Below are 12,762 nucleotides of genomic sequence, written 5' to 3' on the forward strand. Positions count from 1 at the left end.
GTGCTCCTCACTGGGCTGCGGACGGTGTGACGCGCACGTGGACGCCGTTCAGCACGGCGGTGCCGGACAGCGGGTCCACGGCCAGGTCGTCGGTGAGCAGGTTGACGTTGACGCCGGGGTGGGCGCGGGCGGTGGTCAGGCGCGTGCCGGGCCGGTCGTGGCCCCAGCCGTGCGGCAGGCTGACCACACCGGCGGCCATGTCGGCGCTGACCTCCACGGTGGCCTCGACCTCGCCGACCCGTGACGTCACGCGCGCCGTGCCGCCGTCCGCCAGCCCCAACCGCTCGGCGTCGCCCGGGTTGACCAGCAGCGTGCACAGCGGCTTGCCCTTCACCAGCGCGGGCACGTTGTGCAGCCACGAGTTGTTCGACCGCAGGTGCCGCCGGCCGATCAGCACCAGCCCGTCAACGGGCTCCCGCAACGCCGCCAGCACGCGCGGCACGTCGGCCGCGATCGGTTCCGGGCACAGCTCGATCCGGCCGGACGGCGTGCGCAGGACCTCCGGAACCCGGCTGGTCAGCGGCCCGAGGTCGACCCCGTGCGGCCGGTCCAGCAGGTCGGCCAGGGACAGCCCGTACGGCCCGGACCGCAGCTTCGCGTCCAGCAACCGCTCCTCACGGCTGTACTCCGACTCGCCCGACAGCCCGGCCAGGGCGTCGAGGTCGGCGTCCGGTCCCAGCCCGGCGAAGATCCCGGTCAGCCGCAACAGGATCTCGCCCTCGCCCACCTCACCCGGCCGCGGTGGCACCGCCGCCCGCGAGTACTTCGCCACGTTGCGCACCGTGAACGACAGGAACGCCAGGTCGTAGTGCGCCCGCCTGCTCGGCGGCGGTGGCGGCAGTATCACGTCGGCGTGCCGGGTCGTCTCGTTCAAGTAGGGGTCGACCGCGACCATGAAGTCCACAGTGGACAAGGCCGCGTCCAGCCGGCCGGAGTTCGGCACCGACAGCGCCGGGTTGCCCGCGACCGTCAGCAACGCCCGCACCTGACCCGGACCGGGCGTCTCGATCTCGTCGGCCAGCGTGACCACGGGGAACTCCCCCGCCACCTCCGGCAGGCCGCGGACCCGGCTGTGCCACCGCCCGGTGGTGAACCCCTTGCCCGACCCCGTGCCGCGCCGGGTGTGCGCGGGCAGCGGGAACATCGCGCCACCGGGTCGGTCCAGGTTCCCGGTCAGCACGTTCAGCACGTCGACCAGCCAGCTGGCCACCGTCCCGAACTCGACCGTCGTGGTGCCGAGCCGCCCGTACACGGCGGCCCTGGGCGCCGCCGCGAGCCGGTGCGCCAACGCCCGGATCTCACCGGCCTCGATGCCGCACCGCCCGGCCACCGCCTCGGGCGTGAACGGCAGGCTCAGCTCACGCACCCCCGCCAAGCCGTTCACGTGCCCCGCGAGCGCCTTCAGGTCGACCAGCGAGGCCGCGAACAGCTCGTTCACCATGGCCAGCAGCAGGAACACGTCCGTGCCGGGCACGATCGCCAGGTGCCGGTCCGCCGCTGCCGCCGTCCGGCTCCGGCGCGGGTCGACCACCACGAACGCGCCGCCGCGCTCGCGCAACGCCTTCAGCCGACCGGGCGCGTCCGGCACGGTCCACAGGCTGCCGTTGGACGTGAACGGGTCCGCACCGAGCAGCAGCAGGAAGTCCGTCCGGTCGATGTCCGGCACCGGGATCGTGAAGATACCGCCGTAGAGCAGGCCGGACGCCACGTGCCGGGGCATCTGGTCGACCGTGGCGGCGGTGAAGAAGTTGCGCGACCCCGCGGCCTTGCGCAACGCCCCCGCGTACAGCCCGCCGGCCAGCGAGTGCACCGTCGGGTTGCCCAGGTACAGCGCCACCGCGTCCCGGCCGTGCGCGCCGATGATGGCGCTCAACCGCTCGTCGACCAGCGCGAACGCCTCCGACCACGACACCGCCTCGAACGATCCACCCCGCCGGACCGCCGGCTCGCGCAACCGGTCCGGGTCGCTGTCCAGGGCACCCAGGGACGCACCCTTGGGGCACAGGAACCCGCCGCTGAACGCGTCCTGCCGATCACCTCGCACGCCCGTGATCCGATCGCCCTCGATCGTCAGCTCCAGGCCACAGGTCGCCTCACACAGCGGACACGTCGTCAAAGCGGTGCGCATACGTCTCCCGGCGGTCCGGCCACAACATTGACGTCACCGACACAACACGCTCGGGCTACCGGCGGGTCAGTGCGGAGTCCACAACAACTAAGCGCGACCGTCCAGCACCCGGGCCAGCTCCAGCCGGGACGACACCCTCAGCTTGGCGTAGATCCGGGACAGGTACACCTCGATCGTGCGCGGGCTGTAGTGCAGCGCGGCGGCGATGTCCCGGTTGCGCATCCCCTGCTGCACCAGCCGCGCGACGTTCTCCTCCGCCGCCGTCAGCACCCCGGCCGCCCGGCCCCTGGCCCGCGGCACCTTGGCGCCCAGGTCGCGCAGCCTGCCACCGGCCTGCCGGCGCAACCCGTGCGCACCGACCCGCTGGAACACCGCGTACGCGTCCAGCAGGTCGGCCACGGCACCCCGGTCGACCAGCCCCAACGCCAGCTGCGCCCGTGCCTGCTCGAACACGAGCCCACCCGCGCGGGCCTCGTCCACCGCCTCGCGCAGCACGGCCACGTCCTGCTCGACCAGGCCGATCACCCGCCGGAGGGTGGTCCGGGTCCACGGCGCCACCCGATCGGCCGCCACGACCCGCAGATGCTGTGCGGTCCGCCGTGCTTCCTCCACCCGACCGTGCGAAAAATCCAACTCGATCAGGCGACCCAGCAGCACGCAGCTGTAGGCGGTCATCCCGTCGTCGTCGACCGCCTCCACCAACACGGCCCGCGCGCCCTCGACGTCGCCCCGCGCCGCCAGGTACCCGGCCATCGCCAACGCGTGCAGCCGCGACATGTTCGGGCTCCCGGGCACCGCCAACGCGGCCAGCCGGGCGGCGACGTCCAGCTCACCCCGCCAGGTGCGGACCTCCAGCTCGATCGCGCGCAGGCCGTCCAACATCATCAGCTCCTGCCGCGACTCCAGCTCGGCCGCGGCCCGCCCCACCCGCTCCAGGCACGCGTCCCACTCGCCGCCGAACCAGTCCAGCGCCACTCGCGCCATCTCCAGCTCGCCGCGGAACGCGTGCCCGCCCGCCCGTTCCCGCAGCTCTTCGGCCCGCCGCAGCCGCCACGACGCGTCGTGCACCAGACCGGCCAACGCCCCGGTGGACGCTCCCACGGCCAGCGCCTGCAGCTCCAGCACCGCCTGACCGTCCGCCGAGGCCAGCGCCCGGTTCGCGTAGTCAACCGTCTTGTCGTGCCGGAACAGCATCGACGTGATCACCGCCAGCCGGTCGAACACCACCACGCCCTCGGCGGCCGAGGTGACCGGCATGGCCTCGATCCGGTCCACCTCCGCCAACGCCTCTGCGTGACGCCCGGTGAACACGAGCAGCAGCGCGCGCTGCGCGTGCAACGCGGCCGGCGCTTCCGCTCCCGCCCCCAGCTCCGCGTCCGCCAGCCGCAACGCCTCCGCGAACCGGCCGACCAGGAACATGCTGCTCAACACCACCACGGCGCACCGCGACCGTTCCGGCCCCGGCGGCAACTCCTCCAGCGCGGCCAGACCAGGCCCGATCGCCGCGCCCGGCCGGGACGCGTGCGCCAGCGCCCGGCACTGTGACGCCAGCAGCCCGGCCCGTTCCGGCGCGGCCACCGGCAGCAGTTCCAGCGCCCGCGCGCACAGCGCCGCCGCCGTCTCCGGCGCGGTGGTGCGGTTCGCCGCGGCGGCCTGCGCCATCACCCGGACCGCGCGCAGGTCACCGGGCGGCGCGGACTCGGCCAGGTGCCAGGCCAGCTCCATCTCGTCCACGGCCAACCCGCGCGCCCGGTCGTCCAGCAACCGGGCGCTGATCAGGCTGTGCAGGTGACGGCGTTGCGCCGGGCCGATCTCCTGGTACAGCGCCTCGCCGACCAGCGCGTGCGAGAACCGGTAGCCCCGGTCCTCGTCCCGCACCACGATGTGCGCCCGCAGCAGCCCGTCGAACGCGTCCACCACGGCTTCCTCGGGCAGCGACGCCACCCGGGCGAGCAGCCCGATCTGGTCCAGCCGCACCCGTCGGAAGATCGACACCGCGCGGGCGACCGCCCGGGTGTCCCGGTCCAGCGGCGCGACCCGCCGCAGCACCGCCTCCCGCCTGGTCAGCCGGATCGCCGACGGTGACACGGTGAGCCGGGCCCGGTCGCCGTCCACCGCGACCAGGTCCAGCTCGCGCAGCGACCGGGCGATCTCCACCGCGAAGAACGGGTTGCCGTCCGCCCGCACGTGCACCTCGTGCGCCAGGCCGTCGTCCACCGGCGCGCCCAGCACGGTCTCCACGATCCGCGCCACGTCACCGCCGCTCAACGGCTCCAGCCGCACGCGCACCACGTCGGCGTGCCGTTCGAGCCGGTCCAGCAACTCCTCCACACCGGGGTTGCGGTGGTGCGTGCGGGCGGCGGCGATCAGCACCAGCGGCGCGGCCGTGACGCGGCGCAGCACCACGGCGAGCATGGCCAGCGAGTCGTCGTCCACCTGGTCGAGGTCGTCCAGCACGAGCGCCGCGGGCCGTTCGGCGGCCAGCCGGGTCAACACCCGCGCCACCAGCTCACAGGACCGGCCGAACCAGGTCGCGTCCGGCGCCGTCGTGAGGTCCAACGCCTCCAACGCGTCCCGCACCTCACCGGCCCCACCGACCGACCGCAACGCCGTCACCACCGCCGCGTACGGAATCCGCCTGCTCACGTCGTCCGACTCGGCAACAGCCACCGCGCAGCCCCGGTCACGCAGGCGGCGGCACGTCTCAGCCAACAGGCTCGACTTGCCGATCCCCGGCTCCCCCGACACGACCACGACCACGAGCCCGGCAGCCGGCACCCGCTCAACCGCCCCGGCCACGGCCGCCAACTCGGCCTCCCGGCCGAAGAAGGCCCGGCCGACGACAGACGACAACTGGCGACCTCCCCGTCTCAGGGCCACTCACCCTACCGACCCGTATCCCGGCCACGGCCCCGGTGCGACCTCTACGGGGCCGGTCGCGGTGTCGCCAGCCGGACCAACGCCTCCCGAACCTCCTGCGGCTCGGCGATCTGCCGCCAGGCCGGATGCGAGTCCGGCATCCCGGAAAGCGCGCGTCTCAACCGTCTACGGTCCTTGTCGCGGCTCATTCGCCTCATGGTGCGGAACGCGCCCGCGTTCAGCGCGATCTGTCCGAGGATCACGATGTCCCCGCGATGGCGGTCGGGGTCCCTGGAGTCGGCGACGGAGGCCGCGGACTTGGCGACGAGAGCACCGAGGAGGTTGGGACGCCGGACCAGGCCGACGCGACCACCCAGCCGAACGGGGAGCCTCTCGCTCCTGATCAAAGCCTGGTTCCCACCGGGCATCTCAACCCCACGACGCCCCGTCGCGGTGGTCGGGGCCCGGTGCTGACGCCCGATTTCCTCCGGCATCAACAAGTCGATGCTGGCGGTACCACGCCGGTACCGGTAGCGGTATCCATCAGCCGTGTCGTCCTCGGTGAACCCGTGCACCGCCAGTAGAGCGCTCGCTTGTCGCAGTGCGCCGCGATCGAGCCGGACACCGAGCACGATGTCGCCGTCGGTGGTCGCCCGCGGAATGGCTTGCCCGTGCTCCGCGCTGATCAATGCCACCATCTGACCACCGATGAGCGACCAGTGGCAGTCCAGCCCTTCCTCGAGGTCGAGGATGGTCGACCACGCCGCCTCCTAGGGCGGTGTCATCGCCGGCAGTTCGACCGGCTCCCGCACCACTTCCACGATTCGCACGGGCAGGTCCCTCAAGAGCCTGCGCCACACCGCGATGTCGGCCTCGCCAAGCGGCGGCGGCGATTGCGCGAGCCGCTTGAGCGGTGCGATGACAGGCTCCTTGGCCTCGAACTCGATCGGAGCCAACCGAACGTGCCGCACGACAGCTGCGAGCGCTTCCACCACGTGCTCCGCGGCTGCGGCGGTCGAGGCGGCTTCGACCTCCGCTGCCCGGAACGCCGCGGCCACGCGATCACCGGGTTCGCCGCTGACGACCGCGAGTGCGTCCAGCACCTCTCGGTTGCCCGGCAGGCGTTCATCGGCCACGAGCTTCCCGCCCATTCGTCATCGCGTCGAGCAACTCCCGAAGCAAGCGTGCCCCCGCGCTGCTGGTCCTCGTGTCGGGGCTGTCCAACAGGTCGACGGCGACCACCAGTCGGGGCACGACCGATACTCCGTCGACCACCCGGGCAGTGCGCCGATGCCAGTCCTCACCGCTGTCTTCGACGTGCATGACCAGGTTTCCGCGCTCGGACTCGACGAGGAAGTACTCCTCGACCAGCCGGTCGGACTCGGACCCGCCGACGTAGACCTCGGCCTCTCCCGCGAACGACAGTCCGAGGTCGTAGGGTGTCGCCGCGCTGATACCACTGCCCACCACGGCCCGGTCCGCGATCAACTCGGCGATGTCGGTCTCCGCGATGCGATAGCGCACGGCCGATGCCCGTTGCCGCATCCACCACCGGTACACGTCGACGCCTTCGGTGGCGTGTCGACCCAGGCGCGCGCGCAATCGGGAGCGTTCACTGCTCGCCAGCCACGGTGTCGCCTGTCCGTCCAACAACACCGCCGCGCCCCACGCGGCCCTGCGTGACAGGGAACGACCTCGGGCCGCGGCCACCACGTCGAGCCGACGCCTGACCGAATCGTCGTCGACAACCCACTGCGATCCGACGCGCCGACCGGTGAGACCGCCTGCTTTTAGGAGCACGCGGACGCGCGCCGGGGTCACACCCAGGCGTTGTGCTGCTTCGCCCACGCTCAAGCCGGCCACATACACAAGGGTAGCGAACTCGCTATAGAAGTGCTAGCCGGGCCCCGATCGAGCAGTCGACCGAGTCCAGTCCCTACCGACTGAGGAATCCCTACTCACGTCACCCGGCCGTCGGTGGTGGCATGGCGGGCAGACGGAAGCACCTGGAGGGTCGATGACGGTCGAGGGCAGTTGTGCCGACGAGTTCGCCGAGGTCCGCGCGGAGTTCGAGCGGAACTTCGCCGAGCGCGGCGAGGTCGGCGCGGGCGTGCACGTGACGGTCGACGGCGTGACCGTGGTCGACCTGTGGGGTGGGGACGCGGGTGGGCGGGTGTGGAGCGAGGACACGATCACGCACGTCTGGTCGTGCACCAAGGGTGCGACGGCGTTGTGCGCGCACGTCCTGGCGTCACGGGGTGAGCTGGACCTGGACGCGCCGGTCGTCGAGTACTGGCCGGAGTTCGAGCCGCACGGCAAGGCGGGCACGCTGGTTCGGCACCTGCTGGCGCACCAGGCCGGGTTGACGGCGGTGCGCGCGCCGGTGCCGCCGGGCGGGATGCTCGACTGGGCACTGATGACGGACCTGCTGGCACGGCAGGAGCCGTTCTGGGCACCTGGCACCCGGCACGGCTACCACGCGTTGACGTTCGGCCACCTGGTCGGCGAGGTGGTGCGGCGGGTGTCCGGGCTGCCGTTGGCCGAGTTCTTCGAGAAGGAGGTCTCCGGCCCGCTGGGCCTGGACTTCTGGCTCACCCTCCCCGAGGACCTCGAACCGCTGGTCGCGCGGACCATCCCGGCCGACCGGGGCGAGGCCCTGCCGAGCCTGTACGTGACCGCGATGACCGAGCCGGGGTCGATGCAGGCCCTGCTGGTCGGCAACTCCGGCGGGTACGTGGCCGCGTCGGACACGCGTGAAGCGCACGCCGCGCAGTACGGGGCGGTCGGCGGGATGAGCAACGCGCGCGGCCTGGCCCAGATGTACCGGCCGCTGGCGCTGGGCGGCGAGTACAACGGGGTGCGGCTGGTGGACGAGGCGCAGCTGCCGGTCATGTCGGGGGTGGTGTCGGCCGGGTTCGACCAGATGCTGCTCGCGCCGACCCGCTTCTCGCTCGGGTTCATGAAGTCGGCGGCGAACCTGCACCTGCCCGCCGTCGAGCGCGGCGTGGCGATGTCGGACGACGCGTTCGGGCACTCCGGGATGGGCGGCTCGCTCGGGATCGCCGACCCCGGTGCGCGGATGTCGTTCGGGTACGCGATGACGAAGATGGGGCCGGGCTTGGGCGTCAACGCGCGCGGACAGTCCCTTGTGGACGCCGTGTACCGGGCGCTCGGTTACCGCCAGGCGTCGGACGGCACCTGGTTCCGCTGAAGCGGCCCCCAACACGGCTACGACGAGATGCCGTAGACCGAGCGCAGCCAGACGCACGTCAACGTGTCGACCAGCTCGCGGTCCCGCGCGGCCGAGCGGCGGGAGCGCGAGCGGGCCAGGAAGGACTGCTCGTTCATCGACACCAGCACCGCGGCCAGTGGCCTGGCGTCCGGGCCCGGTGGCGCGACGCCCGCTCGGCGCTCGATCTCGATCTGCGACGCGGTGGCGTCGATGAACCGACGGGCGACACCGGTCCAGAACTCGCGCATCAACGGATCGGTGTCGCGGGCCCGGACGGCCGCGCGCAGCACCGGGCCGTGCTTGCGCCACAGGGCGAGGCTCGCGCCCAGCGCCCGCCGGATCGAGTCCTCGGGCGGTTCGCTGCCGCGCCGCAGCCACGACGACGCCGACTCGTAGAGCGCGTCGACGACGCCGCCGGCCAGGGCGTGCAGCACGGCTTCGCGCGAGGCGAAGTGGAAGTAGAACGTCGACCGCGAGATGCCCGCTCCCGAGGCCAGCTCGTCGACCGCGATGTCGTCCAGCGAACGCGTCTGCAGCAGCCGTTCGGCGGTGTCGAGGATCGCCCGCGAGGTGAGGTCTCCCTTGCTGGGCCTGCGCCGTGACCCGACCGTGCCGGCACGTGGGGACATGGCGGACATCCTCGGTTCCGCGCACCGGCAGCCGCAAGCCTTCCGCGGGAAACGCGGCCAAGTCGAGAACTCGCCGCCGGTTGGCGCGCACCACCGCGCCCGACGGGGTAGACAGTGAGGCGTGGATCCCCTCTGGGCATTGCGACAGGTGGCGTTCCAGCTGGAGCGCGCCGGTGAACCCACCTACCGGGTCCGGGCGTTCCGCAAGGCCGCCGAGGTGGTGGCGGCGCTGCCGGACGGCGAGGTGGCGCGGCGGGTCGCGGCGGGCACGCTGACCGACCTGCCCGGCATCGGCAAGGCCACCGCCGGAGTGGTCGCGGACGCCGTCGCCGGGCGCGAGCCGACCTACCTGAGCCGGTTCCGCGAGCCGGTGGTGGGCGGGCAGGCGTTGCGGGCGTTGCTGAAGGGCGACTGCCACACGCACTCCGACTGGTCCGACGGCGGCAGCCCGATCCGGGAGATGGCGGAGACGGCACGCGACCTCGGCCACTCGTGGATGGTGCTGACCGACCACTCGCCGAGGCTCACCGTCGCGAACGGGCTGTCCGCCGACCGGCTGCTCAAGCAGCTCGACGTGGTGGCCGAGCTGAACGCCGAGCTGGCGCCGTTCCGGATCCTGACCGGCATCGAGGTGGACATCCTGGACGACGGCTCGCTCGACCAGCGGCCCGAGTTGCTGGCACGGCTGGACGTCGTGGTCGCCAGCGTGCACTCCAAGCTGCGGATGCCCTCGCCGGAGATGACCCGGCGGATGGTCGCCGCCGTGTCGAACCCGCACGTCGACGTGCTCGGCCACTGCACGGGACGGCTGGTGGTCGGCAAGGGGCGGCCGGAGTCGACGTTCGACGCGGAGGCGGTGTTCACGGCGTGCGTCGAGCACGGCACCGCGGTGGAGATCAACTCGCGTCCGGAGCGCCGCGACCCGCCGGGCCGCCTGTTGCGGCTGGCCGTGGAGCTGGGGTGCGTGTTCTCGATCGACAGCGACGCCCACGCGCCGGGGCAGCTGGACTGGCTGTCGTTCGGCTGCGAGCGGGCCGAGGAGTGCGGCGTCACCCCCGATCGGGTGATCAACACCCTGGAGGCGGACGAACTGCCGGCGCGATGACCGTGCGGTGTCCGATCAGCGGCCGGCGGTGGCGGGGCGTTGGGTCCTCGACGCGCGGACCAGGTGGCCGTACCACGGGACCAGGGGGCCGGTGCGCCCGTCGACCAGGCGTTGCCAGGTAACGCGGCACAGGGCCAGGAACGGTGCGGCGTCCCAGTAGCGCGCCAGTTCCGCCAGTGGGCGGTGCTGGACGTTGCCCAGGCCGTAGCGGCGGTCGAAGCCGTAGGACACCGGGACCGCCGCGCCGTTCGCCTCGATCACCAACGGCGTGAGCCAGCGGCCCAGCGGCTGCTCGTCGTCCACCGGCGCGGCCATGAACGCCTCCGGCTTGCGGGCCAGCATGGTCCGCGGCACGGCGTCGAGCTGCACGGCCATGCCGTGTTCCTCCGAGATGCGGCCCAGTTCCACCGCCGCGTAGGCCAGTTCGACCGCGTCCGGGCGTTCGCCCGCCATCAGCCTGTTCGCGGCGCCTTCCGGTTCCAGCGGGTGCACTTGGAGCAGCAGCGCGCCGGACTGCGCCGCCGCGATCGCGATTTCACCCAATTGGGTGGCGTTCCCCTGGGTCAAGGTGGTGATCACGCCGACCGGGATGCCGACCTCGGTGAGCCTGCGGATCCCGGCCAGCGCCTTCTCGAAGCACCCTTCCTGGTCCCGGATCCGGTCGTGCGTGGCGCGGTCGCCGTCCAGCGACACGGCCACCAGGTCGACCAGCCCGCGCACCAGGCCGATGCGCCGCTGGGTCAACGCCACCGCGTTGGTGGTGACGGTCGTCCGCATGCCCGCCGCGCGGGCGGCGCGCAACAGGGCGGGCAGTTCCGGGTAGAGGAACGGCTCACCACCGGAAACGTTGAGCACGTCGTAGCCGAGCCCGGCCGCGTCCTCGACCACGGCCGACAGCACGGAGATGGGGATGGACTCGGCCACGTCCGGACCCGAGCTGGAGTAGCAGTGCAGGCAGCGCAGGTTGCACAACCTGGTCGGGTGGACTTGCAGGACCGCCCGGCCACTCGTCTGGCCCATTCCACCCTCCCGCGGTGACTCGATATCCCTATGGAGCAAGCGGGAGGCGCGGTGATACGTCGGAACCGCACTCTTCGTGACCATTCCCTCCAACGTGGGAACCTCGCCGGTAACTGAAACGGCACGTGACGGCCTGACGACTCTCCATACAGGCGAGGCGGCCGGCGTCACGGCGAGGTGGCCCGCGCGCTCACCGGAGCGGGGGAGGTGACATGCGCCGCGAGTTCATCGTTCCGGACGACGCCGCCGACGAGGCCAGGCGCCGACTGCTGCGGGACCTGCACGACGGCCTGGGACCGGCGCTGGCGGCGATCGCGCTCGGGCTGCGCGCGGCCAGGCACCTGGCGGTGCACGACCCGGCGGCGGCCGGCCCGCTGCTGGCCCGGCTGGAGGAAGAGGTGCACACCGCGGTCAACGACGTCCGCCGACTGGCGTCCGGCGCCTGTCCCGCGGTGCTGTCGCGGCTCGGCCTGGCGGGTGCGGTGCGGGCGCACGTGGCCACGTTGACCGACCGGCACCCGGTGCGGGTGGACGTGCAGTGCGCGGACGTGCCCGACCTGCCGGTGGGCGTGCAGGTGGCGGCGTACCGGATCATCTGCGAGGCGTTGACCAACGTCGTGCGGCACGCGGGGGCGCGGCACTGCGCGGTGCGGCTGCGGTTCGACGGCTGCCTGCACGTCGAGGTCGTGGACGACGGCATCGGAGTGGGAGGTGCGGTCGTCGCGGGCGACGGCGCGGGAAGCGCGGTCAGCGGAGGCGACAGCATCGGCGTGGGGAGCCCGGTCGTCGCGGGCGAAGGCGTCGGCGTGGGCGGTGCGGTCAGCGGGGGCGACGGCGTCGGCGTGAGCAGCGCGCTCGTCGCGGGTGACGGAGTCGGCGTGGGCAGCGCGCTCGTCGCGGGTGACGGCGTGGGGGTCACGGTCGGCGACGGCATCGGCGTCGGTGGGGGCGTGGTGCCGGGGCAAGGCGTCGGGCTCGGCACCGGGATCGGGCTCGGGTCGATGCGCGACCGGGCCCGCGAGGTCGGCGGTACGTGGCGGGTGGAGCACGCCGCCGCCGGGGGCACCAGGGTCGCGGCGGACCTGCCGGTCGCCGGCGGGGTGTGAACCGGCATGCCGGCGCTGCGGGTGCTGGTCGTGGACGACCACCCGCTCTTCCGGTACGGCCTGGCCGCCGCGTTGGCCGCCGCACCCGACACGGAGGTGGTCGGCGAGGCGTCGGGCGGCACGGCGGCGGTGTCCATGGCCGCCGCGCTCCAGCCGGACGTGGTGGTGATGGACCTGAACATGCCGGACCTGGGCGGGGTGGAGGCGACGCGGCGGATCGTGGCGCGCGACCCCGGCGTGCGGGTGTTGGTGCTGACCATGTTCGACGACGACGAGTCGGTGTTCGCGGCGATGCGCGCGGGTGCGTTGGGCTACCTGCTCAAGGCGTCCCGGCCGCCGCAGATCGTGCGCGCGGTGCGGTCGGTCGGCGAGGGCGAGGCGATCTTCAGCCCGGCGATCGCGGTGCGGCTGCTGGCGTACTTCGCCGCCGTGCCGCGGGAACGGGTGGAGGCGTTCCCGGAGCTGACCGCGCGGGAGCGGGACGTGCTGCGGCTGATGGCCGACGGCAAGGGCAACACGGCGATCGCCCGGTCGCTGGTGCTCAGCCCGAAGACGGTGCGCAACCACGTGTCGAACATCCTGCGCAAGCTGCACGTGGCCGACCGCGAGCAGGCCGTGTCCCGGGCGAAGCAGGCCGGTCTGGGCGAGGACCCGGGACAGGTCGGGACGGTGCGCCCGTAGTG

The 12,762-nt window shown here is 72.9% G+C and carries 11 protein-coding genes; 4 read left to right on the forward strand and 7 right to left on the reverse strand.

Features of this window, described 5'->3' with window-relative positions:
- Positions 1-7: 7 nt before the first annotated feature.
- From A6A25_RS15560 to A6A25_RS15580, 5 genes are all read right to left on the reverse strand, one after another.
- Positions 8-2,128: a molybdopterin oxidoreductase family protein gene (locus A6A25_RS15560; protein WP_073890346.1), complete on the reverse strand. Its 2,121-nt coding sequence runs from the start codon at positions 2,126-2,128 to the stop codon at positions 8-10.
- An 87-nt stretch (positions 2,129-2,215) separates the two neighbouring features.
- On the reverse strand, positions 2,216-4,981 hold the full coding sequence (locus A6A25_RS15565) for an ATP-binding protein (protein ID WP_073890350.1): 2,766 nt from the start codon (positions 4,979-4,981) through the stop codon (positions 2,216-2,218).
- Between the two features lie 71 nt (positions 4,982-5,052).
- A complete protein-coding gene (locus A6A25_RS15570; protein WP_073890354.1) occupies positions 5,053-5,685 on the reverse strand; it encodes a hypothetical protein in 633 nt (210 codons plus the stop codon).
- A 72-nt stretch (positions 5,686-5,757) separates the two neighbouring features.
- A complete protein-coding gene (locus A6A25_RS15575; protein ID WP_073890358.1) occupies positions 5,758-6,138 on the reverse strand; it encodes a hypothetical protein in 381 nt (126 codons plus the stop codon).
- On the reverse strand, positions 6,113-6,850 hold the full coding sequence (locus A6A25_RS15580) for a helix-turn-helix domain-containing protein (RefSeq protein WP_143193184.1): 738 nt from the start codon (positions 6,848-6,850) through the stop codon (positions 6,113-6,115). Before A6A25_RS15580 ends, A6A25_RS15575 begins: the two co-directional genes overlap by 26 nt.
- A 154-nt stretch (positions 6,851-7,004) precedes the next feature.
- Between A6A25_RS15580 and A6A25_RS15585 the strand changes: the two genes are divergently transcribed.
- A complete protein-coding gene (locus tag A6A25_RS15585) occupies positions 7,005-8,198 on the forward strand; it encodes a serine hydrolase domain-containing protein (protein WP_073890366.1) in 1,194 nt (397 codons plus the stop codon).
- Between the two features lie 17 nt (positions 8,199-8,215).
- Here the strand turns inward: A6A25_RS15585 and A6A25_RS15590 are convergent, their stop codons facing one another.
- Positions 8,216-8,848, reverse strand: coding sequence for a TetR/AcrR family transcriptional regulator (locus A6A25_RS15590; RefSeq protein ID WP_158073739.1), 633 nt, complete (start codon positions 8,846-8,848; stop codon positions 8,216-8,218).
- Between the two features lie 121 nt (positions 8,849-8,969).
- On the opposite strand from A6A25_RS15590, the gene A6A25_RS15595 reads away from it, so the two are divergent.
- Positions 8,970-9,953: a PHP domain-containing protein gene (locus A6A25_RS15595; protein ID WP_073890374.1), complete on the forward strand. Its 984-nt coding sequence runs from the start codon at positions 8,970-8,972 to the stop codon at positions 9,951-9,953.
- A 15-nt stretch (positions 9,954-9,968) separates the two neighbouring features.
- On the opposite strand, the gene A6A25_RS15600 is transcribed toward A6A25_RS15595, so the two are convergent.
- Positions 9,969-10,973 (reverse strand): radical SAM protein, encoded by a 1,005-nt coding sequence (locus A6A25_RS15600; RefSeq protein WP_073890377.1) that lies wholly within the window; start codon positions 10,971-10,973, stop codon positions 9,969-9,971.
- 212 nt (positions 10,974-11,185) lie between these two features.
- Here A6A25_RS15600 and A6A25_RS45495 point away from each other — a divergent pair, with 212 nt between their 5' ends.
- Positions 11,186-12,079 (forward strand): sensor histidine kinase, encoded by an 894-nt coding sequence (locus A6A25_RS45495; RefSeq protein ID WP_083668366.1) that lies wholly within the window; start codon positions 11,186-11,188, stop codon positions 12,077-12,079.
- A gap of 6 nt (positions 12,080-12,085) precedes the next feature.
- The gene (locus A6A25_RS15610; protein ID WP_073890380.1) at positions 12,086-12,760 is read left to right on the forward strand and encodes a response regulator; all 675 of its coding nucleotides are present in this window, start codon (positions 12,086-12,088) and stop codon (positions 12,758-12,760) included.
- Positions 12,761-12,762 lie beyond the last annotated feature (2 nt).

The organism is Saccharothrix sp. CB00851 (genome assembly GCF_001905065.1).
In the GTDB taxonomy this organism is placed as follows: domain Bacteria; phylum Actinomycetota; class Actinomycetes; order Mycobacteriales; family Pseudonocardiaceae; genus Actinosynnema.

Bases quoted from the DNA above. Each gene is read 5' to 3' on its own strand.
- A6A25_RS15560 (WP_073890346.1), bottom strand. From the start codon at position 2,128: ATGCGCACCGCTTTGACGACGTGTCCGCTGTGTGAGGCGACCTGTGGC.
- A6A25_RS15570 (WP_073890354.1), bottom strand. From the start codon at position 5,685: ATGGTGGCATTGATCAGCGCGGAGCACGGGCAAGCCATTCCGCGGGCG.
- A6A25_RS15575 (WP_073890358.1), bottom strand. From the start codon at position 6,138: ATGGGCGGGAAGCTCGTGGCCGATGAACGCCTGCCGGGCAACCGAGAG.
- A6A25_RS15585 (WP_073890366.1), top strand. From the start codon at position 7,005: ATGACGGTCGAGGGCAGTTGTGCCGACGAGTTCGCCGAGGTCCGCGCG.
- A6A25_RS15590 (WP_158073739.1), bottom strand. From the start codon at position 8,848: ATGTCCCCACGTGCCGGCACGGTCGGGTCACGGCGCAGGCCCAGCAAG.
- A6A25_RS15600 (WP_073890377.1), bottom strand. From the start codon at position 10,973: ATGGGCCAGACGAGTGGCCGGGCGGTCCTGCAAGTCCACCCGACCAGG.
- A6A25_RS45495 (WP_083668366.1), top strand. From the start codon at position 11,186: ATGCGCCGCGAGTTCATCGTTCCGGACGACGCCGCCGACGAGGCCAGG.
- A6A25_RS15610 (WP_073890380.1), top strand. From the start codon at position 12,086: ATGCCGGCGCTGCGGGTGCTGGTCGTGGACGACCACCCGCTCTTCCGG.